Below are 26655 nucleotides of genomic sequence, written 5' to 3'. Positions count from 1 at the left end.
TAAAACGCTGAACGCCGTGGAGGACAAGGGTGACCTCGGCCTTGGCTACGGGAAAGTCGCCGTTATCTTGCGAAAGCAGAGAACCCCATAGCTTGGGGCTCACTGAGCCAAGTATATTAGTGCCCTCGCGAGGACGAGCGCGGCGGCCAAGCCATCGGCGGCCAATTGCTGGGCGATCACCGCGCCCATGGAATGACCGAGCAGGATGGGCTGCGGCGGCAGCGTCTTTAGAAATGCCGCCATCCGGGCGCGGTAGTCGGCCATGCCGGCATGCGCGAGGACGGCGTTCGCCTCGTCCTTGTCGGCGCCATGGCCGATGAGGTCCGGCGTATGGCAGGTGAAGCCGCGGGCCTCGAATACGGCTGCGAATTTCTCGAAGCACCAGCCGCCGCAATTGGCGCCATGCAACATGACGATGTCCCTGGCCATGGCCCGATCCCTGCCCTCATGAGGCGTCTCGGCCGCGCGGGCCGAGCGTCCCCCAAGCACCGGTAGCACGGCGAGGCCATTGCCGGAGCCCCCACCCTCACCCGCAGATTAAGCCCGCCTTTACCGTAGTCCGCCAGCATGAGGCCGTCCCGCCCCAGAAGCGGGCGCGTTCAGTTCTTGCGTAACAAGAGTGGTGACATGGGTGTGGGGGACACCGGGGGGGCGCGCCTTCCCCGCAACAAGATCATTGTCGGCGATTGCGTCGAAGAGCTATCGCGCTTGCCGGAGGCAAGCGTCGATCTCGTGTTCGCCGATCCGCCGTACAATCTTCAGCTCGCCGGCGAGTTGTTCCGCCCCGACAACAGCCGGGTCGACGCGGTCGACGACGACTGGGACAAGTTCGCGAGCTTCGCGTCCTACGACGCCTTCACCAGCGACTGGCTTGCCGCGTGCCGCCGGGTGCTGAAGCCCGCCGGCAGCCTGTGGGTGATCGGCTCCTATCACAATATCTTCCGGGTCGGCACCATCCTCCAGGATCTTGGCTTCTGGGTGCTCAACGACGTGATCTGGCGCAAGACGAACCCGATGCCGAATTTCAGGGGGCGCCGCTTCACCAACGCGCACGAGACGATGATCTGGGCGTCGATGGGACCCAAGGCGCGCTACACGTTCAATTACGAGTCGATGAAGGCGCTGAACGAGGATTTGCAGATGCGCTCCGACTGGCTGTTGCCGATCTGCTCCGGCGCGGAGCGGCTCAAGCAGGACTGCGGACGCAAGACCCATCCCACGCAAAAGCCGGAAGCGCTGCTCCATCGCGTGATTCTCGCCGCGAGCCATGCCGGCGATGTGGTGCTCGACCCGTTCCTCGGTTCGGGCACGACGGCGGTCGCGGCCAAGCGCTTGGGGCGCGCGTTCATCGGCATCGAGCGCGAAGCCTCATACGCCGAGGCAGCGCGCGCGCGGCTCAAGGATGCGGCCCCGCTCGATGCCGCTTCGCTCGAAGTCGCCAAGGGCAAGCGCGCCGAGGCGCGCGTTCCGTTCGGCGCGCTGGTCGAGCTTGGCCTGATCTCGCCGGGCACGGCGCTTTACGATCCCGCCGCACGCCACGAAGCGAAGGTGCGCGCCGACGGCTCGATCGCCTGCGCCGGGGCGCAAGGCTCCATCCACAAGATCGGTGCGCACGTACAAGGCGCGCTCGCTTGCAACGGCTGGACCTTCTGGCATTACGAGGCCGATGGCGCGCTCAAGCCGATCGACCATTTGCGCGAGGCGGCGCGGGCGAAGCTTTCGCCGCAATAACATTCGACCCCTCTATTTGGAAAACGCGTGGGCCAGCACTTTGCGCATGAGGCTCGGCAGCGCCGCATCGGCAAGATCGCGACGCATGAGCCAGCGGCAACGCTCCGGCTGAGCGGCCTCGGTTAAGGCGGCATCGGCGCCGACTTCGGTGCGATAGACGGCAAGCTCCAGGTGAAAATGCGTGAAGGTGTGCGTGACGAGACCTGGCACCTCCTCCCAATTTGCCTCGACCGGCGCGTGTTCGAGCGCCGCTCCGTTCGGTGCGGCCTCCACCCACGGCGTCGACGGCGTCTCCAGCATGCCGCCGAGCAGCCCGCGAAGCGGCCGCTCGCGCAGAAGCACCGCGCCGTCTTCGCGGAGCGCGACAAAGGCGGCGCCGCGTCGCACCGGCCGCTCACCCCTCTCTTCTTTATGGGGCAGCGCCTCGGCGAGCCCTGTCGCAAGCCCAAGGCAATCAGGCCTGAGCGGGCACAGCCCGCAAGCGGGACGGCGCGGCGTGCAGATCGTGGCGCCGAGATCCATCATGGCTTGCGCGAAGTCGCCAGGGCGGTCTTTCGGCGTCAGGCTCTCGGCGAGCGCCTCGATCTCGGACTTGGCGGCAGGGAGTGGCGTCTTAACGGCGAAGAGCCGCGCGACCACGCGCTCGATGTTGCCGTCGACCGGAGTGGCGCGTTCGCCGAAGGCGATTGCCGCGATCGCCGCCGCGGTGTAGCCGCCGATCCCTGGGAGCTTGCGCAACTCCGTCGCGGTCGTGGGGAATTTCCTGTTGTGCTCGCGCGATACGACGCGGGCGCAGGCATGGAGATTGCGGGCGCGGGCGTAGTAGCCGAGCCCGGCCCAGGCGGCGAGCACGTCACCAAGGGGTGCCGCGGCCAGCGCCATCACGTCGGGCCAGCGGCGCAAAAAAGCGGCGTAACGGGGAGCCACCGCCTTGACAGTGGTCTGCTGGAGCATGACCTCGCTGAGCCACACTTTATAAGGGTCGGGCTTCGTCCCCGGCGCGGCGCGCCACGGCAGGTCGCGGCGTTCGCGGTCGTACCAAGCAAACAGCGTCTCGGCGAGCCCGGTCCGGTCCCGCAGCGCACGCGCGCTCCCGCTCCTCTGCATAAGTTCCACTCCGGCCGCCCGTCACCCTGGCGCATGGTGTAGGCTCGGCCCACGCCAAGGCAAGAGAGCGGCGGAAGCTCTCCACCATTTGCGCGAGAGGACATGAACGAGAACCAGCGAAGGTTCGCCAAGGCCGGCGCGCGGGCGATCGGCACCTATGTGGCAAAGGCGCTCGATCCAGCGGCAAGGGCCAGGGGCTTCGCCACCACGGCGCTGCTCAGCGACTGGCCGGCCATTGTCGGGCGGGAGCTTGCCCAGTTCACCATGCCTGACCGGGTGATCTGGCCGCGGCGGCTGAAGGAGGCCGAGCTCGACCGTCCGAAGGAAGGGCGGCGCGCCGAGGGCGCTACCCTGGTGCTCAGAATCGAGGGCCCGCGCGCCATCGAGGTGCAGCACCGCGCGGGGCCGATCCTGGAGCGGATCAACGCCTATTTCGGCTACCGCGCCGTGACGGAGATGCGTTTCCTGCAGGCGCCGATTGCCCGCAAGGCCAAGCGCCCCAAGGCCCCGAAGCCGCCGCCGGGCCCCTTTGCCTTGCCCAAATCGGCCGGCATCGAGGACGAGGGCTTGGCCCGGGCGCTTTCGCGACTTGGCGCCGGCGCGAAGCGGGTCACGAGAGGTTGAGACATCTGGTCTCTTCCCGCTCTTGCCCGATTGAGGTCTATCAACGATGGTAGGCCGCGCGACGCGCCCCACGGCCCTAACGCAAAATCTCAAGCGGAGTAAATAATCGTGGCGAAACCCGAGAAAAAACCGACCGAAGCCTCAACCGTCGAGGCCGGAAGCAGTAAGACAGGCTTGATCGTCGCCGGCGCGGTTGCGGCGTTGGCGATCGTGGCAGGCGTCATCTATTTCGCCGGCTTCGGCACCGCCGATCCCAACGCGCCGAAGGGAGACCCCGACACCGCCGCGCTGATGCAGGAGGGGCCACTCAAGGACATCGTTATCGGCGAGGCTGACGCGCCCTACACCATCGTCGAATATGCCTCGATGACGTGCAGCCATTGCGCTCACTTCCACACCGACGTCTTTCCCGAGTTGAAGGAGAAATACATCGACACCGGGAAGGCGCGTTACATGTTGCGCGAGTTCCCCCTGGACGGGCTCGCGGTGGCGGCCTTCATGCTGGCGCGCTGCGCCGGCGACGACCGCTACTATCCGCTCGTCGGCGGCATGTTCGAAACACAGGAGACCTGGGCGGTCCCCGGTGATGAGGGCAAACAAAAGCTCCTGCTCATTGCCAAGCAGGCCGGCTTTTCTCAGGAAGCGTTCGATAAGTGCCTGGCCGACAAGGAACTTTTCGACAAGATCGTCGAGGTCCGCAAGCGCGCCCACGAGGAATTCGGCGTCGACGCCACGCCTGCCTTCTTCATCAACGGCAAGCGGCTGAAGGGCGGATACGAGCTCAAGAATTTCGAGGCCGTGATCGACGGCGGAAGCGCCGAGGACACGCCGCCCAGCGGCTAGGCAGCGCTGATGGCTCTTTCGCGAGCAGCAACGACGATCCTGATTGCCGCGGCGATCGGCCTTTTAGGCTGCGGCGGCGTGGTGGGGCCTTCGGACACGGTCAAAGACGTGCTCGACGCTCCGGTCAGAGAACAGGTGCTGCAACCCGGACCGCTTGGCGAACGGGAATACGGCAATCCGAACGCCCCTGTTACGATCGTCGAATATGCCTCCCTCACCTGCCCCCATTGCCGCAACTACCACGCCAACGTGTTCCCCAAGGTGAAGCGGGAGTACATCGATACGGGCAAAGTCCGGTATATCATCCGCGAATTCCCCATTGGGCGGACGGCAGGCACGGCGGCGATCGTCACGCGCTGCGCCCCCGAGGCGAAATATCTCTCTCTAACCGAGGCCTTTCTCGCCCGGCAAAGCGAATGGGTGAGCCAGGAAGTCCGCCCGGACGCCATATATTCGGTGGCAAAGTCGAGCGGAATGAGCCGGGAGACGTTTGACAAATGCCTATCGAATCAAGCCATTATCGACGGATTGACAGAGGTGAAGGAGCGGGGGCGGAAATACGGCGTCATCGGTACGCCGACCCTCTTTGTCAACGGCCGGAAAAGACAAGGTGAAGTCACCTTCGAGGAGATCAAGGCGCTGGTCGAGCCCCAGGCGTTTTGACCTGTTTGCGTTTACCGAATTGCGTCGAACCACTGCCAAGTTCCCGTATGAAAGTCCCCGTCCTAACCCGCGCGCGTAGCTCCACTTGAGGATCGCCACGTGAAGATCACCAGACTCCGCCTTCTCGGATTCAAGTCGTTCGTCGAGCCCACCGAGCTCCTGGTCGAGGAAGGATTGACCGGCGTCGTCGGCCCGAACGGCTGCGGCAAGTCGAACCTGCTCGAGGCGCTGCGCTGGGCCATGGGCGAGACCTCGTACAAGAGCATGCGCGGCGGGACCATGGAGGACGTGATCTTCGCCGGCTCACAGGACCGGCCGGCGCGGAATATGGCCGAGGTCACGTTGTTCATCGACAATACCTCCCGGAAGGCCCCGGCCGAGTTCAACGACTCCGACCTGCTCGAAGTGACCCGCCGCATCGAGCGCGAGGCAGGCTCGGCCTACAAGGTCAACGGCAAGGACGCGCGGGCGCGCGATATTCGCCTCCTGTTCGAGGACGCGGCAACCGGCGCGCGGTCGCCAGCCTTGGTGCGCCAGGGGCACATCGGCGAGATCGTCAATGCGCCGCCGCAGGAGCGCCGCAGGGTACTCGAGGATGCGGCAGGCATCGCCGGTCTGCATAGCCGGCGGCATGAGGCGGAGCTTCGGTTGAAGGCGACGGAGGCCAATCTCGCCCGCCTCGCCGATCTCATCGGTCAGATCGCAGCGCAATTGCAGGCGATGAAGCGCCAGGCCCGCCAGGCCCAGCGCTACCGCGAGCTTTCCGGCAAGATTCACGCGATGGAGGCGTTGCAGCATCATCTCCATTGGACTGCCGCTTGCGCGCAGGTCGAGCACGACGAGGCGGCCTTCCAGGAGGCGCTCGGTGCCGTGGCGCAAGAGACGAAGGCGGAGGGCGAGGCGCTGCGCCAGCAGGCGGAGGCGGCCGAGAAGCTCCAGCCCTTGCGCGACGAGGAGGCGGCGCGCGCGGCGGTGCTGCACCGCCTGAGCGTCGAGCGCGACGCACTCGAGCGCGAGGAGGCGCGGGCCAAGGCGCGTCAGGCCGAGCTTGAGACGCGGCTCGCCCAAGCTTCGCGCGACCTTGCACGCGAGGAGGAGCACATCGCCGAGGCCGAAGGCATGTTGCGCGGGCTCGGCGAGGAGAGTCGCAAGCTGGAAGCGGCCAGCTCCCGCGACAAGGAGGAGCCGCAGCTGCGCGCCGCCTCGGCCAAAGCCGCCGAGGCGCTTGCAGCCGCGGAAGCAGCTCTTCGCCAAGCCACCACTGCGCTCGCCGAGGCGAAGGCCGAACGCGGCCGCCTCGACGGCGAAAAGGCGAGGATCGCGGCGCGCATCGCGCAGCTTGAAACGCAAGGCGGCGAGATCGAGCAGGAGCTTGCCAAGTTCGAAGCCGAGAGCGGGCAAGGCAACCTCGCCAAGCTGAACCAAGACCTTGCCGAGGTGGTCGCCAGAGCCGAGCAGGCAGGGGCGCAGCTCTCCTCGGCGGAGGCCGAGGAGGCGCAAGCGCGCGCGCATGAGGCCAAGCAGCGCGATCTGGCCGCAGCTGCCAAGCTCAAGTCGCAGGAGCTGGAAACCGAGCTCGCCACCTTGAAGAAGCTGCTGGCGCCCGCCCATGACTGGGCGCCCATCGTCGAGCAGGTGAAGATCAAGTCCGGGTACGAGCAGGCGCTCGGCGCAGCACTTGGCGACGATCTCGACGCCGCACCCGAGGAGACCGCACCAGCCCATTGGCGAAAAGTCGCCGGCGGCACGGACGATCCGGCGCTGCCAAAGGGCGCGACCCCGCTCAGCAAATATGTGGAGGCGCCGGAGGCGCTGGCCCGCAGGCTCGCACAGATCGGCGTGGTGGAGGCCGGTAAGGGCAAGGAGCTGCAAGCGAAGCTGCAGCCGGGACAGCGGCTCGTGTCCACGCACGGCGATTTGTGGCGCTGGGACGGCTATAGCGTGAAGGCGGGGACGGCGACCGCGGCAGGCGCGCGCCTCATCGAGCGCGGCAGGCTTGCCGCCTTGAACGCCGACGCCGCCGAGGCCGAAATCCGCCTCGCCTCCGCCGAGACGGCGCTCGCCGAAGCTGCCCGCGAAACGCTCGTCAGTGGCGAAGCGCTGAAAGCCATTCGGCAAATCGTCAAGGATACGCACGCCGAGCTCGACCGCACCCGCGAGGCGATCGCCAGGGCCGAGCACGAGACGCAAGCCAACAGCAAGCGACTCGGCGCGCTGGCCGAGGCGCTGAGCCGTACCAAGGCCGCGCTCGCCGAGGCCAGCGATCTCAAAACGCAAGCCGAAGCGGCGCTGCTCGACTTCGCCGATCTCGCCGGGCTGGAAGCGGCACTCGAAGCGGCGCAAGCCGAGGCGGCGGCGGCGCGATCCGGCGCCGCCCGCGCCGAGGCCGCGCTCGAAGGCTTCGAGCGCGAGGTGCGCTTGCGGCAGGAGCGCGTGCAGGCGATCGCCGCCGAACAGGAGCTGTGGCAGAAGCGCATCGCCAATTCGCGCGAGCAGATCGAGACCTTGCGTGCCCGCAAAGAGGAAACCAGCGCCGACCTCGAGGCGCTTGCCAATCTTCCTGCCGAGATCGAGCTGCGGCGCGCCAAGCTGCTCGACGCCATCGCCGATGCCGAGCGCGAGCGCGCCAAGGCGGCGGATGATCTCGCCGTGGCCGAGACGGCGCTGAAGGCCCAGGACAAGGCCTTGCGCGCGGCACAGGAGCGGCTTGCGGAAGCGCGCGAGGGGCGCGCCGGCTGCGAGGCGCGGCTCGAAGGCGCGCGCGAGCGGCGGAGCGAAGTCGCCCGGCTGATCCGCGAGCAGCTCGACTGCGCGCCGGAGGAGTGCCTGGCGCGCGCCAATCTGAAGGCCGGCGCCGAGATTCCCGACCTGGCCGAAGTCGAGGCGCGGCTCGTCAAGCTCAAGGGCGACCGCGAGCGGCTCGGCGGCGTCAATCTCAGGGCCGAGGAGGAAGAGGCCGAGCTTTCGACGAGGCTCGAAGACATGGAGCGCGAGAAGGCCGACGTGGAGCAGGCGATCGCCAGGTTGCGTCAGGGCATCTCAAACTTGAACCGCGAAGGCCGCAAGCGGCTGCTCGACGCCTTCGAGTCGGTCAACGGCCATTTCGGCCGGCTGTTCAAGACGCTGTTCGGCGGCGGCACGGCCGAGTTGAAGCTCGTCGATTCCGACGATCCCTTGGAGTCGGGGCTCGAGATCTTCGCTCAGCCGCCCGGCAAGCGCACGCAGGCGCTAACCTTGCTCTCGGGCGGCGAGAAGGCGCTCACCGCGCTCGCCCTGATCTTCGCCGTGTTCCTCACCAACCCATCGCCCATCTGCGTGCTCGACGAGGTGGATGCGCCGCTCGACGACGCCAATGTGGAGCGCTTCTGCCGGCTGATGGAGGAGATGGCGAACGAGACCGACACCCGCTTCCTGATCATCACCCACCACCCGCTGACCATGGCGCGCATGAGCCGGCTGTTCGGCGTGACCATGGCCGAGCGCGGCGTGAGCCAGCTCGTGTCGGTGGACCTGGAGACGGCGGAGCGCCTGCGCGACGCGAGCTAGGTATCCGCCTCCTTCAGCCTAGTCCGCCAGCCTCTTGGCTCTCGATGTAGATGCGTTACGCCGAGCACAAGGATGATATCCGCCTGGCAGGCATAAATGACCGCGTAGGGGAAACGGTGCAGAAGGCATCTCCGAATGCCAAGCTCCAACTCCTGCCAAGCGTGGGGCTGGCCGGCCACACGACTGAGAGCTGAATCGACTTCGTCCAGGAAATTGAGGCCAAGTCCGGGAGAGACGCCTTCGTAGTAGGCAATTACCGAATCGAGCTCAGCCTCGGCAGCCGCCGCAAAGCGGATTGTCACGGTCTTTGATACTTCTTGAGTATCTCTTCAAAGGGCCGCGCCTTCAGCTCGCCGCGGCGATAGGCGTCGAGGCGGTCGCGCGCCTCTTCAGCCCAAAGCCGGTCGATCTCCGGATCGGTGGGATGGAGGCTGCTAAGCAGGTCCTCGACAAGCTCAAGCCGCTCTTCGAGCGTAAGCTGGCGGGCCTCTTCGCTCAGGGCCTTGACCTTTGCGTTCATCGTGCGCGCCTCTGAGTTCGTTTGGCACGTATAGCATAGCTGACGGGGCGCGTATTTTCTGCCCATTCCTGCGAGCGCGCACAGTGTGCCTCGCGGGCGGCTCCAACCGGAGCGATTCCTTTGAAATCCGAACATCGTTCGGCTGAAGCCGCCCTGGCCCAGGGGAGAGAGTGGCCTGTTAGGCCCTGGGCCAGTCCTGCCTTATAGTCGGGACGGCGGCGCGGCTCTGAGCTAGGTCAAGCCAGCAAAGAGCGTTGGCGGTCGAAGCTCACCGAGAAGCCCGGCCAAAGGCCACGGGCCGGGCTCCTCGTACGCTTTACTACGCCTCACTTCTCTTACGCATCTTACGCAGAATGGCGGCGCGTCGGGTGGCACCAAGGTACCCTCGCCCCGGACGCACCAACTCTCCAACGTCATGGAACTGCCATGGTTCCAGCCCGCTCGCGGCCGGAAGAAGGGCTCGTCGGAGGACGTTGCCGGCCTTGCGTTTCCCGGGTTTCCTGCGGCGCCTTGACTTCCTTGACAGGGGCGAATCCCCAACTAAAGTGCGCGCCAAGCTTGAGGACCAGCCGGTCCTTTAGGGCTCTCCCGGAACTTGAGCAGTGCCATGGCCGGAGCCGAAAAAGAGTCCGGCCGCCGCGCCAGTGGCCGCGACACGCAAGAGATTCGGCAGCGGCTCGACGCGCTTCACGGCAAGCTCGCCAAGGCGCAAGGCCGGAGCGGGCCGCCGCCCGAGGAGCCCGAAGGCCGCGGCAAGGCGATGGGCCAGGCGCTCAGGCTCGCGACCGAAATGGTCGCAGGGGTTGCCGTAGGGGGGTTCATCGGCTGGGCACTCGACCAGGTGTTCGGCACCGCGCCGTTCCTGATGGTGGCCTTTCTGTTCTTGGGCGGGGCCGCCGGCATCATGAACGTGGTGCGGACCGCCAAATCCATGCAGGGCGAGCCGATGCCGGGGCATCACCTGCGCCAGAAGGCGACGGACGACGACGACGATGACTAGGGGCATTTCGAAGTGATCGGGAGAGCTTACGCCGCGGAAGACGCAGAGCATCACGGGGGTGGCGGGACCGGCCTGCCCGACCCCATGCACCAGTTCGAGATCAAGCGCATCTTCGATCTCGAGCTGCTCGGCTTCGACGCCTCGTTCACCAACTCGGCGCTGTTCATGGTGATCGCGGCCTGCCTGATCACCCTGTTCACACTGTATGCCATGCGCAAGGGCGCGCTCGTGCCGAGCCGCCTGCAATCCACCGCTGAGATCTCCTACGAGTTCGTGGCCAATATGGTGCGCGACAATGTGGGCACCGCGGGGATGAAGTATTTCCCGTTCATCTTCACCCTCTTCATGTTCGTGCTGGCGCTGAACATGCTCGGCATGGTGCCCTACGCCTTCACAGTGACGAGCCATATCATCGTTACGTTCGCGCTCGCCGCTTTCATCTTCATCGGCGTCACGCTGATCGGCTTCTGGAAGCACGGCATCAAGTTCCTAAAGTTCTTCGTGCCGTCGGGCGTGCCGTTCGTCATGCTGCCGCTGCTCGTGGTGATCGAGGTGATCTCCTATCTGACGCGGCCGTTGAGCCTGTCGGTGCGCCTGTTTGCCAACATGATGGCCGGCCACACCATGCTGAAAGTGTTCGGCTCGTTCGTGGTGGCGCTCGGGCTGCTCGGCGGCTGGGCGGCGCTTGCCTTCATGGTGGCATTCACGGGCCTCGAACTGCTGGTGGCGTTCCTTCAGGCTTACGTGTTCGCCATCCTGACGTGCATCTATCTCAACGACGCACTTCACATGCATCACTAACCTCACTCTATCGTTCCAAGGAGAAACGTCATGGGACCAGAAGCAGCAAAGCTGATCGGGGCAGGACTTGCCTCGATCGCCCTCGTCGGCGCCGGCGTCGGCATCGGCACCATCTTCGGCAATTATCTGCAAGGGGCGCTGCGCAACCCGTCAGCCGCACCCTCGCAGTTCGCGAACCTGTTGCTCGGCTTCGCGCTGGCCGAGGCCACCGGCCTGTTCGGCCTCGTGGTGGCGCTGATCATCCTGTTCGTGTTCTAGTCAGAGCCGTAGGGCTCCGCTTAAGGACGCGACCATGCCGCAACTCAATCCGCTCGATTGGGCGCCACAGCTGATCTGGCTGGTGATCACGTTCGGCGTGCTCTACCTGCTGATGATGCGAGTGGCGCTGCCGCGCATCGGCGCGGTGATCGAGGCGCGCGCGGCGCATATCGCCAAGGACCTCGCCACGGCCGACAAGCTCCGGCGCGACACCGAGGAGGCGATCGCCGCCTACGAGCAGGCGCTGGTCGAGGCCAAGCAGAAGGCGCACGCCATCGTCGAGGAAGGCCGCGCCAAGCTGAAGGCGGAGACCGAGGCCGAGCGGGCGAAGCTCGACAAGGAGCTTGCGGCGCGCAGCGCCGAGGCGGAGGCGCGCATCGACAAGGCCAAGGCTTCGGCGATGAAAGACGTGAACGCCGTCGCCGCCGACGTCGCCGCCGATATCGTGCGCCAGCTGATCGGCACGGCGCCCGCCAAGGGCGAGATCGACCAGGCCGTCGCCGCGGCGCGGAAGGCGTGAGCGTCATGGATATCCTCGCCACGCCGGAATTCTGGGTCGCCGTCTCGTTCTTCTTGTTCCTCGGGCTCGTGTTCTATTTCGGGGTACACAAGAAGATCGGCACCGCACTTGATGCGCGCGCCGCGGCAATCGCCAAGGAAATTGCCGAGGCGAAGGCGTTGCGCGAGGAAGCAGAGAAGGTGCTCGCCGACTATCGCCGCAAGCAGGGCGACGCGGACAAGGAAGCGCAAGACATCATCACGCTTGCCGGCAAGGAAGCCGAGATGTTCACCGCCGAGACGCGCCGTTCGATGCAGGAGCATTTCGAGCGGCGCATGAAGCTCGCCGAGGACAAGATCGGCCGCGCCGAGGCCGACGCCTTGCGCGAGGTGCGCGCCGCCGCGGCAGAGGCGGCGGTCGCCGCGGCCCAAGCCGTCATCACCGCAAAGCTGACGCCGGAAATGGCCGACAAGCTCGTCAAGCAGGGCATCGACGCGCTGAAGAGCAAGCTGAACTAGGCCCTCCTACTCCACCACGGCAATGATGGGGCCATAGCCGCCATGGGATGGCGGGTCGTTGCGCCCGAGCTCGGGCGCGTAGAGGCCAGGCGCCGTGCCGCCATCCAAGAACAGCGCATTCTTGACGCCCAGGCCATCGCGGAAGAAGCGAGCAAATTCGTAGAAGCTCACGCTGCCGCGCGTGATGACGAAGTGAACCTGGTTTGGGCCAGAGACGCCGACTCCGTTCCTGGGCTTCAAGTCCTTCGAGTTGACGATGAAGGATGGATGAATGTCGCCGTCGATGACGAGCATGGGGCCGGACTGGGTTGCATATGCGGCCTTAGGTTTGCGGGCGAGGAACCGCTCGGTCGTCAACACCCCTGCCCTCCCCCCTCCGAGATAAAAGACGCCGTTCGGCTTCTTGTAGAAGTTCGGAATCTGGCCCGGTGGGCCTTTGACGGTCGCCGTATTGGCCTTGGCCAGCTCCTTGCCGTTCTCGACATGGAGACCGACGGGGCGCAAGTCCTCCTCGTACATCCCGCCATTCATGGCGAAGCGCAGCGATCTGCCGTTGTTGGCTTCAAGCGCGGCGGCAAGAGAATCGAAGGTGCGGTAGGGTTCGCCATCGGCGCCGCGCCAGACGATGCGCAAGTCGTCTTTGGAGGGATCGAAGCTACAAACGATGTAGGACGCGCCGTTGAAGGATTCGCTGCGGCACGGCCCGGCTTCCGCGGCCGTGGACAGCGCGAGACAGAGCGAAATCACAAAAGAGAGCAGGATCGAGTTGGCGGTCATCGGGTGATCCAGCGGGTCGAGGCGCCTGCAGCCTACCAGCTGACGCGCATTCCCGCCCGGGCGCCGACGCCTTCGAGGTCCTCGCCAAACGTAACGTCGACCTTGGCGAACACGGCGGTGTTGGCGCTCGGGTTGAAGAGGTTCACGCCGGCCGAGACCTCGCCCCATATTTCCTCGGGGTCGTCCTCGAAATTGAAGGTCTCGCCGCTCGAAACAAGTGTGGCCTCACGCGCGTCGCCGAGATCGCTCCACAGGCTGGCGATGAGGAAGGGCTCCAAAGTGACGCCGGTCCAGGGTTGATAGCCCGTACCGACGCGCAGGCCGACGCGTCCTCGCCAGTTGGGATCGTCGCCGAAGGACACCTGGTTGCCGCCAAGGGCAAAGTCCTCCAACTCGCTCCACACCACGCCGATCGTTGCCAGTGGCTCGATGAAAGGACCACTGCGGAAGCTGCCAAAGCGATAACCGGCGTCGGTGCGCACGCCCAAGCTGGTCGCGTCGAAGCCATCCGGGAAGCCGAGCAGGTCCTGCTCATGGTCGAGGATGTCGGCCTTGAACAGAGTGTCGACGAACAGTCCGCCCCGAAGATAGGTGGCGTATGCGCCGACCTGAGTACCGTCCACGTCGAAATGCCGGGCCACGGCATCGTATTCGAGATCGGATTGCACCCACCCGCCGAGAATGCCGAACACGAGCGCGTCGCCCGGCGCCAGGAGATCGCGACTGCCGAGGTCGAGGCCCATCTGAAAGCCCGTGATCCTGGCGTCGCGGTGGAGCTTGTACTCATAGGTGCGGCTGAAGGCTTCCGCCGTCTCCGTGGCCTCCCGGCTGAGCCAATCGCCCGAGCCGCGCGCCCACACCGCGGGGGTCAGGCCGCGGCCCGGCGACCCGTCCGCATGTCGGCCCTCAGGGTCGTAGGCGGCGGGGGGGGGCGCCCCCGTTGAGCAGCACGCGCAAGTCCGCGGTGCGGTCGAACCAGGTGTCCGTCGTGGTGAAGAAGATATCGTGCGTGTTGCTCACCAGGTGCGGCAGGATATGGGCGCTCGGCGCGGTCACCGTCCTCAGCTCGAACACACCGCTGCCGGTGGGCCTGAAGACGAGGTCGTAGGCGAAGAAGCCGGTGTCGATCGGTTGTGCGAGGAAGAAGGCGTCACTCTTCACTTCGCCGTTGACGAACACCACCGCGATGCCAGCGGGATGGTGTACGCCATGTTGGGGATTTGTGTTGCTCACCTTTAGCGCGGTGCGTCCCGACACGTTGCCGTCGATGATGAATCTGTCCGCGGCCGAGCCTGGCCCGCCAAGGAAGGCGTCAACAGCGAGTGTGGACTGGCCTGAGGCAACAAATTTGAGGTCCGCACCGCCGGTGATATTGGCGATATGGAAGACGTCCCCCGCGCCGCCGTCCTGGAGCGAAATCAGACCGCGGTTCTCGAAGCGCTCGAGATTGACGAGGGAGGTGAACTCGGCGGCATTGCCTTTGCCGGCGGCATGCACGGTGCCCCCGGCCTGGTTGCGGAACAGGTCGTTGCCGGGTCCGAAATCGCTGGTCAGCCGCGCTTCGAAAGTGCCTCCGTCCTGATTGATGAAGGCGTCGTCGGCGTCGAGCACCACAAAGCCCGTGATCACCCCGGAATTGGTGATTTGTGCGTTCCCCGGCCCGTAGCTGTGGATGGCGAGAAGGGACTCTGCCGATAGGGCACCCGAATTGTTGATGGTCGTCTTGTTGGGGCTTGTGACATAGACGCCGGTCGTGCCGCCAAAGACGCTGCCTGAATTGACGATCTGCACGGTGCCGCTGCCGCCGTCCACGACCGCACGAACGCCATCGCCGGCAACCATGATCGTGCCGCTGTTGTCGATCGTAATCGAGCCGCTGTCGCCACCCGTGCCGGCGCCTCCGCTCCCGCCGTCGGCTCGCCCAATGCCGCCGGCGCCGCCCGCCGCAGGTGGAAAGCCCGATGTGCCATTTACCGCAGCGCCATCGGCGCCGCCGGCGCCGTTGATACCAGCGCCAGTGGATGTCCGCGCGTAAATGCCGTGGGCGCCAGCGCCGGAGGTCCAGATGTGGTCGCTGTTGACTATTGAAATTTTGCCGGCGTCGCCACCAATTCCATTGCCCCCGTTACCGCCATTGGCGCCGGCATTTCCGCCGTCGCCGCCGATGCCGCCGGCATCGGCGTAAGCAAGCCCGCCGCCATTGCCGCCCGTCGCGGTCCCACGAGCGCCACCGTTGCCGCCGGTGCCGTCTCCGGCAAAAGCACTAACGTAGATCGCATGGGCGATACGTCCGGCGGTTGTGACATGTCCTTGGTTGATGACGACGACATCGCCACCAGCGCCGCCTATGCCGGCGCCGCCGGCGCCGGCATTGCTGCTGGCATTCCCGCCGTCCCCGCCAAAGCCGGCGGCTTGAACATTAGCGCCGTCGCCCGCGGCCGCGATACCGCCATCTGCCCCGCCACCGCCCGTACCGCGACCGGCGAAAGAGCGCACGCGAATGCCGTGGGCATTATCGCCGGCCGTGACGATATGACCGTCATTGGTGACAGTCGTCATGCCGCCAGCGCCGCCCACGCCGTCGCCGCCCGCGCCGCCCTCGATTCCGGCATTGCCACCTGGGCCGCCCGCGGCGTTCGTGTAGTAGCCGAAATTGTAGCCGCCATAACCGCCGGTCGCGGTTCCACCAGCGCCGCCGGCGCCGCCTATGCCAGTTCCACCAGAGCTGTTGACGACGATGCCGTGAGAGTAACTCCCGGAGGTGGTAATGCGACCGGAATGAGTCACGCTAACATCACCGCCGCCTAGGCTCTCGGCATCGCCGCCCGTTCCGCCATCGGCGGTGGCAGAACCGCCCGCCCCTCCGTAGCCGCCATAATCCGCTCCACCGCCGGCCCCGCCCGTTGCTTCGCCCCCATTGCCGCCAGAGCCGCCTAAGGCCGCGCGGGACCGGGTGCCGACCTCAATGCCATTCGCGTAAGTGCCTTTCGTTACAATGTCGCCGCGATTTACGATTTGGACCGTTCCATTGGCCCCGCCGTAAGCATCTCCGCCCGCGCCGCCGGCGCTGCGTGCGCTGCCGCCGTCGCCGCCGCTATAGCGGCTGTACCCATATCCGCCATAGCCGTACCCATATCCGCCGGCGCCACCGAGTGCGACCCCCCCATTGCCGCCGTTGCCGCCAGCGACAGCCGAGCCATCGACAGCAGCATAGATGCCAGCGGCAAATGTTGCGCCGGTCGCGATTTCGGCTCTGTTGATGATAACGACGCCACGGCCCGGTCCACCGAACCCATTGCCGCCGGCACCGCCGTTGGCACCAGCATTGCCGCCAGCGCCACCATTGGCGCCGTAGTAGCCGGTGAAGTCGGCGTCACCCCCGGCACCGCCCGTCGCGTCGTTGCCATTCCCGCCACCGCCGCCTTGGCCGCCGCCATTGAAAGACTCGGCAAGAATGCCAATCCCCGAATTACCGGATGTGGTGATGCTGGCAGCATTGACGATGCGGATCCCGCCGTTCCCCACACCGGAGACCGCTGCACCGTCAGCCCCATTGTTGTAGACGCTGAGGCCATCTGCCCCGTTTGTGGTGCCGCTCGCATCACCGCCTGGGTCGCCGTTAGCAGGGCCGCCACCGCCGCCGCCGCCGGTTCCCCCAGGGACCGTCGTATAGGCTCTGATGCCTTCGGCCGCGTAGCCATTGGTCGTGATCGCGCCGGAATTGCTGATGAAGATGGATGCGGCAGGCCCGTAGGTCGCAGCGATAATGCCGCTATTGGCGTATCCGGACGTGGTAAGCGGACCGCTATTGTCCAGGTTGATGTCATTGCCGCCGCCGGTCGTAACAAGAACGATTGCGCCACTTACGACCCCGACGCGGGGCTCGGCGTTCACGCAGATGATCTCGTCGGCGACGTTTAAGATGATCGGGTTGGGTGAGGCCGGTTGAGGGCAAACGAGGGCACTGGCGGGCACCGGCGCAACCACGCTTGCAAACAGCATCGAAGATACGAGCGCCGTACCGGCAAGCAGCGCTTTTCGGTCGGCACATTTGAGCGGCAGAGCTAGCTGAGACTTCGGCGGATGGAGCTGCCCGGAACCGGCCCGGCGCGCGGTACGCACAGGCGCGAACCCCCGTCGACGTTGCGCCCGTCTCACTGGTCGACTTCCCTGGGTGGCGCGCGGCACTGGGCCTTGCGAGCTCAGCATTCCTTTAAGTGCATCAGGAGTTTAGAGGTTTACCGGCAACAGAGGCTAGTGCAGTGCGGCCACAGGCTCCGGGAATCGGGGCGGCCGTCCCTAACCTTATTTGGCGAGGCCGACGAAGATCTTATAGTCCTCGGGCCGCGTGCCGATCTGGATGGGGAACGAAATCTCCCGCACCATGGAGAAATAGCCGACCGGCTGGCCTTGGGGGATGGTCGCGGTGATCGACATCCGGTCGGTGGCGAGGGTTTGCTTGTCGGCGCCGGCGGCGCGGATGGTGACCGGCATGGTCACGGTGCCGGGCTTGCCCTTGGGTCCGAGCAGCACGCGGCCGGCGAAGCCGTATTTGACGACGACCTGACCCGAGAAATACTGGCACTCACGGGACAGCTTGGTGATCTCGCCGCGATGGACCACCGACATGGTGTCGCCGTTATGGCCCTCCTGGTAGACGGTGAGGAGCCGCTCATTGGGCCAGGCCACCACCTGTGGACAGCCGCGAACGCTACCACCGTGGGTGGGACTGCTGGTCTCAGCTGAGGCCATCTCCGGCAGCCTATCGTCGTCGGCCAGCGAGGAGGCGCTCTCCTCGCTGCCGGCCCCGAAGGGATTGGACAATTTGGGAACGCCGCAGCCCAAGACGAGGACCGGGCTCACGAGGAGCGCGCTTAAGGCGCAAGCGCGCAGCCATCGAAGAACAGCGATACGCCTCACCTCACCCCCGTCCTCGGCTTGACATGCCAGGCATCCCCGCCTGATATGCCCGGGCTCGATGCGAAAAATGGCTGAAATGCCACGAGCTTCCGGACCCTCGATGGGGCCAAACTATCCGCCGTGGATAGGCCCGACAAGGCCAGACTTGAGCCCGTTGCGGCCCGGAAAGAGCCGATTCTGGAGCGTCGATGACCGGCATGGACTACGCCCAAGGGCGGCATCGCCACCGTCCTCCTCTCACCATCTATCTCGCCAGCCCACGCGGATTCTGCGCAGGCGTCGACCGGGCCATCCAAATCGTCGAGCTCGCGCTCGAGAAATACGGCGCCCCGGTCTATGTCCGCCACGCCATCGTCCATAACCGTTACGTGGTGGAGACGCTGAAGGCGAAGGGCGCCATCTTCGTGGAGAAATTGGACGAAATCCCGGATACCGGCGCGCCGATCGTGTTCTCGGCCCACGGCGTGCCGAAGGCCGTGCCGCAAGCGGCGCGGCACCGGCGCCTGTTCGTGCTCGACGCCACCTGCCCGCTCGTCTCCAAGGTACATATCGAGGCCGAACGGCTCCACGGCGAAGGCCGCGAGATCCTGCTAATCGGCCATGCGGGGCATCCGGAGGTGATTGGCACGATGGGGCAGCTCCCGGCGGGCGCCGTGCGGCTGATCGAGACGATCGGCGACGCCCTCGCCTTCACGCCGAAGAACCCCGACAAGCTCGCGATCATCACCCAGACCACGCTGTCGGTGGACGACACCAGGGAAATCCTAGACGTGCTCAGGGCCCGCTTCCCGCGCATGGCCGTGCCGCGCAAGGACGACATCTGCTACGCCACGACGAACCGGCAAGACGCGGTGAAGCGAATCGCGCCAAAATGCGACCGCATGATCGTGGTCGGCTCACCCAACAGCTCAAACTCGCTCCGCCTCGTGGAAGTGGCCGAGCGCGCCGGCTGTCCTTACGCCCTGCTGGTGGAGCGCGCGGGCGAGATCGACTGGGCCCAGTTCGATGGGATCAGCCGGCTAGGCATCACGGCCGGCGCCTCGGCGCCCGAGGTTCTGGTCGACGACATCATCGACGCGTTCAAGGCGCGCTTCGACGCCCACGTCGAGACCGTTACCACGGCGGAAGAGAGCATCGCCTTCAAGCTCCCGCGTGAGCTCAGAGACATGCCGGCGCTCTAGATGGCGGTCTATACGGACGTCTCTGACGAGGAACTCGAAGCCTTCATCGGAAGCTACGCGATCGGCGCGCTGACCTCGTTCAAAGGCATTGCCGAGGGCGTCGAGAATTCCAACTATCTGGTCCATACCGAGGCAGGACCCTTCATTCTCACTCTGTACGAGAAGCGGGTGCGGCGCGAGGACCTGCCCTATTTCCTCGCGCTGATGGAGCATCTCGCCGCGCGCGGCATTTCCTGCCCGCTGCCGGTGCATGACCGCGATGGGCGCACCTTGAAGGAGCTCGCCGGGCGGCCGGCGGCGTTGATCAGCTTTCTCGAAGGCTTGTGGGTGCGGCGCCCCGGCATCGCACATTGCGCCGGACTTGGCCGGGTGCTGGCGCAATTTCATCTCGCCGGCCAGGATTTTTCCATGAGCCGTGCCAACGATCTGTCGCTGCCCGGATGGCAGGCGCTTTACCGCGACGTGAGCGCCAGCGCCGACGAGGTCATCGCGGGTCTGAAAGACGAAATCGGGCGCGAGCTTCAGCATCTCGAGACGCATTGGACGACGGACCTGCCGAAGGGCGTGATCCACGCCGATTTGTTTCCCGACAACGTGTTCTTTCTCGACGACAAAGTGTCGGGCCTCATCGACTTTTATTTCGCCTGCAACGACATGCTCGCCTATGACGTTGCGGTTTGCCTCAACGCCTGGTGCTTCGAGCCGGATGCCTCGTTCAACATCACCAAGGCGCGGGCAATGCTCCAGGCCTACGAGCAGGAGCGCAAGCTGACCGACGCGGAGCTTGCGAATTTGCCGATGCTGGCGCGCGGCGCGGCGCTCCGTTTCCTGCTGACCCGCACCTACGACTGGCTCAACACCGACGAGAACGCGCTGGTGAAGTTCAAGGACCCGAACGAGTACCTGCGCAAACTCAGGTTCCATCAGCGGGTCAAGTCGTACCGGGACTACGGGCTCGGGAAGCACTGACCATGGCCGACCGACCCAAGGTGGTGATCCATACCGACGGCGCCTGCTCGGGCAATCCGGGGCCAGGCGGCTGGGGCGCGATCCTGGAATCGGGCGCGCACCGCAAGGAGATCAAGGGCGGCGAGGCCATGAGCACGAACAACCGCATGGAGCTGACCGCGGCTATCGAAGCGCTGGAGGCGCTGAAGGCGCCGTCCGACGTCGACCTCTATACCGACTCGAATTATTTGCGCGGAGGCATCACCAGCTGGATCAAAGGCTGGAAGCGGAACGGCTGGCGGACGGCGGAGCGAAAGCCGGTGAAGAACGCCGAGCTGTGGCAGCGGCTGGAGCAGGCCGAAGCGCGGCACAAAGTGCGCTGGCACTGGGTCAAGGGCCATGTCGGCCATGATGACAACGAGCGGGCGGACGAACTTGCCCGCGAGGGCATGGCGCCGTTTCTCACGCGCCGCTGAGGCGACTAAACGTCTATCCCATACAAGTTTGCTTGACGCTGAACTTGTAACTACATTATTGTAGTTACAATGCGCTGGACGTGGGACCCGGACAAGGCTGCGGGAAACCGTGCCGAGCATGGCGTGTCGTTCGAGACAGCAAAGGCCGTATTCGACGACCCGCTCCACCTTTCGATACCGGACCCATATCCAGACGGCGATCGTTGGCAGACAGTCGGAAGAGTTGGGCCAGCGCTGCTTCTTGTAGTTCACACATGGCCCGAAGGTGACGATCCGGTCGGGCGGATCATCAGCGCGCGAAAGGCCACCGCGCACGAAAGGAAAGCCTATGAAGAAGAAGACTTCTAGATCGCTGACTCGTGAACAGCTTGCGGAATTGAAGGCGGTTGCTGCGCTCGCTGACAGCGCTATCGACACGTCCGACGCGCCGGAGGTTGCCGATTGGTCAGATGCGAAGCGGGGTCTCTTCTACCGCCCCGTGAAAAAGCAGATAACTCTTCGACTCGATGCGGATTTGGTTTCTTGGTTCAAGAGCCATACCAAGTCGGTGAAGGGTTACCAGACACGAATTAACGAGGCGCTGCGCGAGTACGTGCAGTGGAAGGAAAAAGGGACTCGACGCCGGGCAAGCTCCTAAAGCTCCTCGAGGACCTTGGCGGCGGTCGAGACGTCGGCGACGCCGGGCGACTCTTCGGTGTTCAGCACCTTGACCACGCCGTCGTCGACGAACATGGCGTAGCGCTTGGAGCGGGTGCCAAGCCCGATGCCCGAGCCGTCGAAATCCATGCCGATGGCGCGCGTGAACTCGGCATTGCCGTCCGACAGGAACAGGACCTTGCCCTTGCCGCCGGATTTTTCCTCCCAGGCGGCGAGTACGAAGGGATCGTTGACGGCGACGCAGGCCACAGTGTCGACGCCCATCTTCTTGAACTTGCCGGCGCTCTCGATGAAGCCGGGGAGATGCTTGAGGTGACAGGTGGGCGTGAAGGCGCCGGGGACGGCGAACAGCACCACCTTCTTGCCGGCGAACAAATCGTCGGTGGTCAACGTGTCGATGCCCTCCGGTCCCATGACCCTGAAGGTGGCCTCGGGCAGGCTGTCTCCTTTGGCGATGGTCATCGGCGCCTCCTCGCTTGCGGTCTCGCGCCGGCACCATAACGGCTTCCCCTGCCGGGGCCAAGCCGGACGCCAAGGTGGAACCACTGTGCGGGCCGCTACGTTCCGACACTGGACGCAGGAACCTCAGGGGGCATCATGAAGGGAATTGCTGCCATGGCCGCCGTGACGACCGCACTCCTTGTTGGAGCTTGCACGACGACGCAGCAGCGCGTCAGCGGCGCGGCGGTTGGCGGAGTGTTCGGCGCTGCAGTGGCCGGTCCGGTCGGCGCGGCGGCAGGCGCCGCCGCCGGGGCTTGGAGTGCGCCGAGTATCGCCCGCTAGGCTCCAATAGTCAGTCGACGGTCCAAGTGGTCTCCGTCGTGCCTTGGTCCGACACGAGGGTGAAGAGCAGCGGCTTGCCCTTGATGGCGGCCGCCTCCTCGGGCGACATGAAAGCGACCGTGAAGCGCTGCCTGCCGCCGTCGAGCGGCCCGAGCGCCTTCGGTACCGGTACGGGCACATCCGGGCTGCTGACAAACAGGTCGGTCTCCGACGCGCCGTGTGGAAACAGTGCCTCGACCTCGAGCCCGGGCGCAGGACCGTCGAGAGTTGCGGTGACGCGTTCGATGCGCGGCAGCGCGTCGAACGCGGCGGGAAGCGGAACTTGGGCGAGCGCCGTATCGAGCAAGGCCGCATCCCCTTTGCCCAGACCGGGCGGAAGCGCCGCGCGCAGTTCCGCTTCGTTCGGGATGCACAGATCCTTGCACAGGCCGTAGTCGAAGTTGAGGGCAAGCTCCACGGGGTCGCCTTCTCGCTCCGGCGTGATCCTCACGGGGAACACCACCTCATCGGAGTATCCGATCGCCGTGCCGCCGGCATCGACAAAGCGGTGGGGTGCGGGGTACAGCACGTCGGCGCTCTTGAGATTCTTCGAGCCCGACCAATCGAAGGTAGGCGGCACGCCGGAGTCGCCGGGGTTGCGCCAATAGGTCTTCCAGCCCGGTGCCATACGCAGCTGCACGCCGGCAAACGGGGCGGGGTTTCCCGCGCGCTCGACCGTGCCGCTGACGAGTCTCACCTTGGAATTCGTCTGATCGACCCAGGGCGATTCGCCGACGGGCGTGGCAAGGCCCGCGCCACCAGACACGATGCCCAGCAAAGCGCCGATTGCCAGCCAGGTGGGAACCGTCACAATTCGGCGCTCGCAAATTCTCCTCACGTTCACTCCGTCCTGCTCATGCAATGAATGACTCTTAGCGGCAAATCTAGTGGCGAGCCCAGCCCGGCGCGACCTCTTGCAAGCGCGTCGTGGGTCACTCTTTTGTGAGCCCACGGGAGTTAACCCGGCACTGCCTTAATTCATCGCTGCCCCTTCCCTCATAGCAGAGTTGCTGTAGCATGGACCAATGGCAGGTCGAACACGCCTAGAGGACGAAGGCTATCTCGATGGCCAACTCCTCATCGCCATGCCGGCGATGGGCGATCCGCAGTTCTCGCGATCGGTGATTTATCTCTGCGCCCATTCCTCCGAGGGCGCCATGGGCATCATCATCAATCAGCGAGCGCCGAACATCAGCTTCACCGAACTTCTCGAGCAGCTCAACATCGTGCCGCCGCAGGATCGCATCGCGCTGCCCACCGGCTTGAGCGCCATGGCCGTGTATCTCGGCGGCCCGGTCGAGACCGGCCGAGGCTTCGTGCTGCACAGCGCCGACTACTTCAAGGCAGAGAGCACGCTCCCCATCGACGAGAGCGTCTGCCTCACCGCCACCATCGACATCTTGCGGGACATCGCCAAGGGCAGCGGACCCGACAAGGCGCTGCTCGCGCTCGGCTATGCCGGTTGGGCGCCGGGGCAACTGGAAAACGAGATTCAGGCCAATGGCTGGCTCAACTGTCCTGCCGATCCCGATCTGATCTTCGATCCTGAGGTCGACAGGAAGTACAGCCGCGCGCTGAACAGCCTCGGGATCGACCCGATCCGCCTCGTCAACGACTCAGGTCACGCCTGAGTCAGGGGACAGAAATCAGAAATCAGAAATCAGACCTCTCGTGTCTGACTTCTGATTTCTGATCCCTGATCACGCGGTGCTTGGCCCGGTAAGCGCGGGCAACGCCGGCTGGCTCGGCGCATTGACTTCCAGACCTGACGGCGCTTGCGGCTCGGCTGGCGCTCGGGCCCGCTCGCGCTGCTTGCGCTTGCGGTGGCTCGCAAGCGCGGCAAGCAGAGTGGCCACGTCCTTGGCCGACATCGGCTCCCCATAGTAGAAGCCCTGGCCGAATTCGCAGCCGATCGAGCGCAGGTAGCTCGCGTCGGCCGCCGTCTCCACGCCCTCGGCCACCACCTCCTTGCCGAGCTCATGGGCAAGCGCCACGACAGAACGAAGGATGAGCGGCGTCTGGCCGTTGAGCGTGCTTTCGCGGACGAGCGAACGGTCGACCTTGATGACGTCGAACGGGAAACGATGCAAGTAGCTCAGCGAGCTATAGCCGGTGCCGAAATCGTCGAGCGCAAGGCCTGCGCCGAAGGTCTTGAGCCAGGTGAGGATCTCGACGGCGCGCTCTGGATTCTCCATGACCAGCGACTCGGTGATCTCGAGCTTCAGGGTGCCGCGCGGCACGGCCTCCCGCGCCAGCATCAGCCTGATCTCCTGCACCATGTCCTGGCGGAACAGCTGCCGACTCGATACGTTGACACTGACGAACAGAGGATCGCGATCGCGGGGCAGGACCTTGTGCCAGCTCGCCGCCTGCTCCAAAGCCTGGCCCAGCACATAGCTGCCAAGCTCGACGATCAGCCCCGACTCCTCGGCAAGCGGGATGAAATCCTCAGGCGCGAGCCGACCGCGGGTCGGATGGTCCCAGCGCAGAAGCGCCTCGAAGCCGGCGAGCTGGTTCGACGCAAGTCTCGTAATCGGCTGATAGAGGACCGATATTTGCTGCCGGTCCAACGCCATACGGAGCTCGCTCTCGAGCGGCAGGCGGCTCTCGTCCTCGCCGCGCATGGCGGGGTTGAAAATCTCGATGCGGTCGGCGCCGCCGCGCTTCGCCCTAAGCATGGCGATCTCGCCCTCGCGCAGCATGTCCTGCGCCGTGGTCTGGCTGCCATCATGGACAACGATGCCGATCGACGCGGTGAGGATGATCTCCTTGGCGCTGATCTTCATCGGCGTGCGAAGCGCCCGCCTGACCCGCTCGGCGAGGGTCGCCACGTGATGCGGGTCGCTCTCGGAGATGAGCAGGATGGCGAACTGATCGCCGCCGAGGCGGGCGAGGGTGTCTTGCGGGTTGAGGTGGCGCCCGAGACGTCGCCCGAGCGTCAGCAGCATCGAGTCGCCGATGACGAGGCCGAAGCTCTTGTTGACGTTCTTGAAGCGGTCGATGTCGATGAACATCAAGGTGGGGCGGTGGGACTGACCTTCGGCGGCGCGGGTGATGGCGCCTTGCAGGCGGTCCATGAACAGCTCGCGGTTTGGCAGTCCGGTCAGGCTGTCGTGCACCGCGTCGTGCATCAGCCGCTCATGCGAACGCTTGAGGCTGGTCACGTCGCGCATCAGCCCGACGCAGCGCAACAGCCGAACATTCTCGTTCGGCGCGGCATGCGCTTTGAGGTCGTACCAGAGATAGGTGCCGTCGTGCCGCCGCAGGCGGAAATCGATCTGGAGGTCACCGCCCTGCTTCTCCTGCAGCGACCATAGCATGAGGCGGAAGCGCTCGCGGTCGGAAGCGTGCATGTGTTGGAGGAATTCATCGACCGGCACGCTGAGGCTGCCAGGATCGAGGCCGAGCTCCGTTTCGACCTCGCTCGCAACGGTGATCATGTCCCTGCCGGCGTGCCACTGAAACACGTGTGTGCCCGAGCCGTCGACGGCGAGCGACTTCATCTGCACGAGGCTCGGCGGCCCGAGACTGACGGCGCCGCCGCCGGTGCGGAAGGCGAACTGGGTGACGGTGAAGCCGAGCAGCACGACGATAAGCACGAGGCCGGCGACGAGGCCCGAAACCACGACCTCGCCAGAGAGTTTGCCGATCACGATCATGGAGGCGCCGAGCAGCCAGACGATGAGCAGCATCCAGCTCGGGATCAGTGACATGGCGCGGTCCTGTCCGCGCAGCGCGAAGTAGGCGATGAGGCCGGTGCCGACGCCGGCGATCACAAGAGTGGAGGCGCGGGCCAGCCCCGCGGCGGTCTGCGGGTCGATGATGGCAACGGCGACCAGTGCGAACTGCGCGGCGATCCACACCCAGAAGGCGGTCTTGATCCACACATGCCACAGCCCGATGCGCAGGAAGGTGTAGAGAAACAGCACGAGGCTCGCGGCAAGCCCGGCCTCAGCGGCGGCGCGATAGACCGCGGTGCGGTCCGGTCCCACTGGGAACAGCTTGTTCCAGAATCCGAAGTCGACGCAGAAATAGACGAGCGCGGCCCAGGCGACCAGGGCCGTGGCGGGAAAGATGGCGCGGTGGTTGGCGGCAAAGATCGCGGTCAAGAAGATGGCGAGCAGCCCGGTGATGCCTAGAAGCACGCCGTTGAACAACATGCGGTCCTGCTGCTTCGCCTGATAAATGTTGGGATCCCAGAGCGAGAGCCGCGGCACGTGGGCGGAACTCAGTTCCGCCGCGTAGGTGACCGTCTGCCCGGGCTCCAGATTGAGACGGAACATATCGGCGCGGTCGCTCTTTAAGGGTTCCGGGCGGAAGCCGAGCGAGGGCGTGACCGCGGCGATGCGCGGCGCGTCGAGCTCGGGCCGCAGCACGCCTGAATTGGCCAGGGTGTAGCGCGGTGCTACGAGCCAGCGCACGATGCGCTCCTCGGTGGGGTTCGACAGGGCGAAGACGAGCCAACCCGGATTGGTGCCGGGGGTTGAGGCCTGAACGGCCATGCGGCCGATATAGCCGTCGGGTCCCGGCGCCGTCTCGATCTGCAGCCGGTCGCCACGTCCTTCGTAGAGCTCGCCCTTGGTGGTGATGTCGATCCTGGGCTGATCCGGCTCGACCGGGATCGCTTCGATGGCGCGGGCGAGCCCCGGCGCCATCATGGCAAGGACGAGAAAGACGACGCAGGCAACGCGGAATCCGGCGCCGGGGCGTTTCCGCCAAAAGGCAGCCGCTTCTTCCCGTGATGCGGCGTTCGTCTTCGCCATT

The 26655-nt window shown here is 65.5% G+C and carries 28 protein-coding genes; 17 read left to right on the top strand and 11 right to left on the bottom strand.

Annotation, left to right across the window (positions count from 1 at the left end; translation table 11 throughout):
• Positions 1-99: 99 nt before the first annotated feature.
• Positions 100-429, bottom strand: a complete 330-nt coding sequence (locus ACRECX_RS14405) for an alpha/beta hydrolase (protein ID WP_431559536.1) — start codon at positions 427-429, stop codon at positions 100-102.
• A 198-nt stretch (positions 430-627) separates the two neighbouring features.
• Between ACRECX_RS14405 and ACRECX_RS14400 the strand changes: the two genes are divergently transcribed.
• The gene (locus ACRECX_RS14400) at positions 628-1731 is read left to right on the top strand and encodes a site-specific DNA-methyltransferase (protein WP_431559535.1); all 1104 of its coding nucleotides are present in this window, start codon (positions 628-630) and stop codon (positions 1729-1731) included.
• A 12-nt stretch (positions 1732-1743) separates the two neighbouring features.
• On the opposite strand, the gene mutY is transcribed toward ACRECX_RS14400, so the two are convergent.
• The gene (gene mutY, locus ACRECX_RS14395; RefSeq protein ID WP_431559534.1) at positions 1744-2838 is read right to left on the bottom strand and encodes an A/G-specific adenine glycosylase; all 1095 of its coding nucleotides are present in this window, start codon (positions 2836-2838) and stop codon (positions 1744-1746) included.
• A 102-nt stretch (positions 2839-2940) separates the two neighbouring features.
• On the opposite strand from mutY, the gene ACRECX_RS14390 reads away from it, so the two are divergent.
• The 4 genes from ACRECX_RS14390 to smc all read left to right on the top strand — a co-directional run bounded on the left by ACRECX_RS14390 (position 2941) and on the right by smc (position 8514).
• Positions 2941-3462 carry a DUF721 domain-containing protein gene (locus ACRECX_RS14390; protein WP_431559533.1) on the top strand — a complete coding sequence of 174 codons (522 nt, stop codon included), beginning with the start codon at positions 2941-2943 and terminating at the stop codon, positions 3460-3462.
• 108 nt (positions 3463-3570) lie between these two features.
• A complete protein-coding gene (locus tag ACRECX_RS14385) occupies positions 3571-4305 on the top strand; it encodes a DsbA family protein (protein ID WP_431559532.1) in 735 nt (244 codons plus the stop codon).
• 9 nt (positions 4306-4314) lie between these two features.
• Complete coding sequence (locus ACRECX_RS14380) at positions 4315-4968, top strand: DsbA family protein (protein ID WP_431559531.1); 654 nt, start codon at positions 4315-4317, stop codon at positions 4966-4968.
• 99 nt (positions 4969-5067) lie between these two features.
• Positions 5068-8514, top strand: a complete 3447-nt coding sequence (smc, locus tag ACRECX_RS14375; RefSeq protein ID WP_431559530.1) for a chromosome segregation protein SMC — start codon at positions 5068-5070, stop codon at positions 8512-8514.
• Here the strand turns inward: smc and ACRECX_RS14370 are convergent.
• Entirely contained in the window at positions 8511-8816 is a 306-nt protein-coding gene (locus ACRECX_RS14370) for a type II toxin-antitoxin system RelE/ParE family toxin (RefSeq protein WP_431559529.1), read from the bottom strand. The genes smc and ACRECX_RS14370 overlap by 4 nt on opposite strands.
• Positions 8813-9034 (bottom strand): addiction module protein, encoded by a 222-nt coding sequence (locus ACRECX_RS14365; protein ID WP_431559528.1) that lies wholly within the window; start codon positions 9032-9034, stop codon positions 8813-8815. The genes ACRECX_RS14370 and ACRECX_RS14365 overlap by 4 nt, the downstream gene beginning before the upstream one ends.
• 607 nt (positions 9035-9641) lie before the next feature.
• Between ACRECX_RS14365 and ACRECX_RS14360 the strand changes: the two genes are divergently transcribed.
• The 5 genes from ACRECX_RS14360 (at position 9642) to ACRECX_RS14340 (ending at position 12110) form a co-directional block, all read left to right on the top strand.
• Entirely contained in the window at positions 9642-10034 is a 393-nt protein-coding gene (locus ACRECX_RS14360) for an AtpZ/AtpI family protein (protein ID WP_431559527.1), read from the top strand.
• Positions 10035-10118: 84 nt separating this feature from the next.
• Positions 10119-10835: a F0F1 ATP synthase subunit A gene (locus tag ACRECX_RS14355; protein ID WP_431559539.1), complete on the top strand. Its 717-nt coding sequence runs from the start codon at positions 10119-10121 to the stop codon at positions 10833-10835.
• Positions 10836-10865: 30 nt separating this feature from the next.
• On the top strand, positions 10866-11093 hold the full coding sequence (locus ACRECX_RS14350) for a F0F1 ATP synthase subunit C (protein ID WP_431559526.1): 228 nt from the start codon (positions 10866-10868) through the stop codon (positions 11091-11093).
• Positions 11094-11127: 34 nt separating this feature from the next.
• Complete coding sequence (locus ACRECX_RS14345; protein WP_431559525.1) at positions 11128-11613, top strand: F0F1 ATP synthase subunit B; 486 nt, start codon at positions 11128-11130, stop codon at positions 11611-11613.
• Between the two features lie 5 nt (positions 11614-11618).
• Positions 11619-12110: an ATP F0F1 synthase subunit B gene (locus ACRECX_RS14340; RefSeq protein ID WP_431559524.1), complete on the top strand. Its 492-nt coding sequence runs from the start codon at positions 11619-11621 to the stop codon at positions 12108-12110.
• Positions 12111-12116: 6 nt separating this feature from the next.
• Here ACRECX_RS14340 and ACRECX_RS14335 read toward each other — a convergent pair whose 3' ends face one another.
• The 4 genes from ACRECX_RS14335 to ACRECX_RS14320 all read right to left on the bottom strand — a co-directional run bounded on the left by ACRECX_RS14335 (position 12117) and on the right by ACRECX_RS14320 (position 17750).
• Entirely contained in the window at positions 12117-12887 is a 771-nt protein-coding gene (locus tag ACRECX_RS14335) for a phosphodiester glycosidase family protein (RefSeq protein WP_431559523.1), read from the bottom strand.
• A 32-nt stretch (positions 12888-12919) separates the two neighbouring features.
• Positions 12920-13747, bottom strand: a complete 828-nt coding sequence (locus ACRECX_RS14330) for an autotransporter outer membrane beta-barrel domain-containing protein (RefSeq protein WP_431559522.1) — start codon at positions 13745-13747, stop codon at positions 12920-12922.
• 46 nt (positions 13748-13793) lie between these two features.
• Positions 13794-16889, bottom strand: coding sequence for a hypothetical protein (locus ACRECX_RS14325; protein WP_431559521.1), 3096 nt, complete (start codon positions 16887-16889; stop codon positions 13794-13796).
• Positions 16890-17192: 303 nt separating this feature from the next.
• A complete protein-coding gene (locus ACRECX_RS14320) occupies positions 17193-17750 on the bottom strand; it encodes a hypothetical protein (RefSeq protein ID WP_431559520.1) in 558 nt (185 codons plus the stop codon).
• Positions 17751-17995: 245 nt separating this feature from the next.
• Here ACRECX_RS14320 and ispH point away from each other — a divergent pair, with 245 nt between their 5' ends.
• The 5 genes from ispH (at position 17996) to ACRECX_RS14295 (ending at position 21049) form a co-directional block, all read left to right on the top strand.
• Entirely contained in the window at positions 17996-18988 is a 993-nt protein-coding gene (gene ispH, locus ACRECX_RS14315; RefSeq protein ID WP_431559519.1) for a 4-hydroxy-3-methylbut-2-enyl diphosphate reductase, read from the top strand.
• Entirely contained in the window at positions 18989-19957 is a 969-nt protein-coding gene (locus tag ACRECX_RS14310) for a homoserine kinase (protein ID WP_431559518.1), read from the top strand. It begins immediately after the preceding gene.
• Between the two features lie 2 nt (positions 19958-19959).
• Positions 19960-20412, top strand: coding sequence for a ribonuclease HI (gene rnhA / locus ACRECX_RS14305; protein WP_431559517.1), 453 nt, complete (start codon positions 19960-19962; stop codon positions 20410-20412).
• 69 nt (positions 20413-20481) lie between these two features.
• Positions 20482-20760 (top strand): BrnT family toxin, encoded by a 279-nt coding sequence (locus ACRECX_RS14300; RefSeq protein WP_431559516.1) that lies wholly within the window; start codon positions 20482-20484, stop codon positions 20758-20760.
• Positions 20741-21049 carry a BrnA antitoxin family protein gene (locus ACRECX_RS14295; RefSeq protein WP_431559515.1) on the top strand — a complete coding sequence of 103 codons (309 nt, stop codon included), beginning with the start codon at positions 20741-20743 and terminating at the stop codon, positions 21047-21049. The genes ACRECX_RS14300 and ACRECX_RS14295 overlap by 20 nt, the downstream gene beginning before the upstream one ends.
• On the opposite strand, the gene ACRECX_RS14290 is transcribed toward ACRECX_RS14295, so the two are convergent.
• Entirely contained in the window at positions 21046-21531 is a 486-nt protein-coding gene (locus tag ACRECX_RS14290; RefSeq protein WP_431559514.1) for a peroxiredoxin, read from the bottom strand. The genes ACRECX_RS14295 and ACRECX_RS14290 overlap by 4 nt on opposite strands.
• Before the next feature lie 135 nt (positions 21532-21666).
• Between ACRECX_RS14290 and ACRECX_RS14285 the strand changes: the two genes are divergently transcribed.
• Positions 21667-21852 (top strand): hypothetical protein, encoded by a 186-nt coding sequence (locus ACRECX_RS14285; protein WP_431559513.1) that lies wholly within the window; start codon positions 21667-21669, stop codon positions 21850-21852.
• A gap of 10 nt (positions 21853-21862) precedes the next feature.
• Here the strand turns inward: ACRECX_RS14285 and ACRECX_RS14280 are convergent, their stop codons facing one another.
• Positions 21863-22729: a protein-disulfide reductase DsbD domain-containing protein gene (locus tag ACRECX_RS14280; RefSeq protein WP_431559512.1), complete on the bottom strand. Its 867-nt coding sequence runs from the start codon at positions 22727-22729 to the stop codon at positions 21863-21865.
• Between the two features lie 187 nt (positions 22730-22916).
• Here ACRECX_RS14280 and ACRECX_RS14275 point away from each other — a divergent pair, with 187 nt between their 5' ends.
• Positions 22917-23522, top strand: a complete 606-nt coding sequence (locus ACRECX_RS14275; RefSeq protein WP_431559511.1) for a YqgE/AlgH family protein — start codon at positions 22917-22919, stop codon at positions 23520-23522.
• A gap of 69 nt (positions 23523-23591) precedes the next feature.
• Here the strand turns inward: ACRECX_RS14275 and ACRECX_RS14270 are convergent, their stop codons facing one another.
• Positions 23592-26654, bottom strand: a complete 3063-nt coding sequence (locus ACRECX_RS14270) for an EAL domain-containing protein (RefSeq protein ID WP_431559510.1) — start codon at positions 26652-26654, stop codon at positions 23592-23594.
• Position 26655 lies beyond the last annotated feature (1 nt).

The organism is Methyloceanibacter sp. (assembly GCF_050726195.1).
GTDB lineage: Bacteria > Pseudomonadota > Alphaproteobacteria > Rhizobiales > Methyloligellaceae > Methyloceanibacter.
Note: the sequence above shows the minus strand (reverse complement) of the source record. Positions and strands in the feature narration are given on the sequence as shown.

What these genes read in the sequence shown, in the direction of transcription:
- ACRECX_RS14405 (WP_431559536.1), bottom strand. Translation starts at nt 429, where the DNA reads ATGGCCAGGGACATCGTCATGTTGCATGGCGCCAATTGCGGCGGCTGG.
- ACRECX_RS14400 (WP_431559535.1), top strand. Translation starts at nt 628, where the DNA reads ATGGGTGTGGGGGACACCGGGGGGGCGCGCCTTCCCCGCAACAAGATC.
- mutY (WP_431559534.1), bottom strand. Translation starts at nt 2,838, where the DNA reads ATGCAGAGGAGCGGGAGCGCGCGTGCGCTGCGGGACCGGACCGGGCTC.
- ACRECX_RS14390 (WP_431559533.1), top strand. Translation starts at nt 2,941, where the DNA reads ATGAACGAGAACCAGCGAAGGTTCGCCAAGGCCGGCGCGCGGGCGATC.
- ACRECX_RS14380 (WP_431559531.1), top strand. Translation starts at nt 4,315, where the DNA reads ATGGCTCTTTCGCGAGCAGCAACGACGATCCTGATTGCCGCGGCGATC.
- ACRECX_RS14365 (WP_431559528.1), bottom strand. Translation starts at nt 9,034, where the DNA reads ATGAACGCAAAGGTCAAGGCCCTGAGCGAAGAGGCCCGCCAGCTTACG.
- ACRECX_RS14360 (WP_431559527.1), top strand. Translation starts at nt 9,642, where the DNA reads ATGGCCGGAGCCGAAAAAGAGTCCGGCCGCCGCGCCAGTGGCCGCGAC.
- ACRECX_RS14355 (WP_431559539.1), top strand. Translation starts at nt 10,119, where the DNA reads ATGCACCAGTTCGAGATCAAGCGCATCTTCGATCTCGAGCTGCTCGGC.
- ACRECX_RS14350 (WP_431559526.1), top strand. Translation starts at nt 10,866, where the DNA reads ATGGGACCAGAAGCAGCAAAGCTGATCGGGGCAGGACTTGCCTCGATC.
- ACRECX_RS14345 (WP_431559525.1), top strand. Translation starts at nt 11,128, where the DNA reads ATGCCGCAACTCAATCCGCTCGATTGGGCGCCACAGCTGATCTGGCTG.
- ACRECX_RS14340 (WP_431559524.1), top strand. Translation starts at nt 11,619, where the DNA reads ATGGATATCCTCGCCACGCCGGAATTCTGGGTCGCCGTCTCGTTCTTC.
- ACRECX_RS14335 (WP_431559523.1), bottom strand. Translation starts at nt 12,887, where the DNA reads ATGACCGCCAACTCGATCCTGCTCTCTTTTGTGATTTCGCTCTGTCTC.
- ACRECX_RS14325 (WP_431559521.1), bottom strand. Translation starts at nt 16,889, where the DNA reads ATGCTGTTTGCAAGCGTGGTTGCGCCGGTGCCCGCCAGTGCCCTCGTT.
- ispH (WP_431559519.1), top strand. Translation starts at nt 17,996, where the DNA reads ATGACCGGCATGGACTACGCCCAAGGGCGGCATCGCCACCGTCCTCCT.
- ACRECX_RS14310 (WP_431559518.1), top strand. Translation starts at nt 18,989, where the DNA reads ATGGCGGTCTATACGGACGTCTCTGACGAGGAACTCGAAGCCTTCATC.
- rnhA (WP_431559517.1), top strand. Translation starts at nt 19,960, where the DNA reads ATGGCCGACCGACCCAAGGTGGTGATCCATACCGACGGCGCCTGCTCG.
- ACRECX_RS14300 (WP_431559516.1), top strand. Translation starts at nt 20,482, where the DNA reads ATGCGCTGGACGTGGGACCCGGACAAGGCTGCGGGAAACCGTGCCGAG.
- ACRECX_RS14295 (WP_431559515.1), top strand. Translation starts at nt 20,741, where the DNA reads ATGAAGAAGAAGACTTCTAGATCGCTGACTCGTGAACAGCTTGCGGAA.
- ACRECX_RS14290 (WP_431559514.1), bottom strand. Translation starts at nt 21,531, where the DNA reads ATGACCATCGCCAAAGGAGACAGCCTGCCCGAGGCCACCTTCAGGGTC.
- ACRECX_RS14285 (WP_431559513.1), top strand. Translation starts at nt 21,667, where the DNA reads ATGAAGGGAATTGCTGCCATGGCCGCCGTGACGACCGCACTCCTTGTT.
- ACRECX_RS14275 (WP_431559511.1), top strand. Translation starts at nt 22,917, where the DNA reads ATGGCAGGTCGAACACGCCTAGAGGACGAAGGCTATCTCGATGGCCAA.
- ACRECX_RS14270 (WP_431559510.1), bottom strand. Translation starts at nt 26,654, where the DNA reads ATGGCGAAGACGAACGCCGCATCACGGGAAGAAGCGGCTGCCTTTTGG.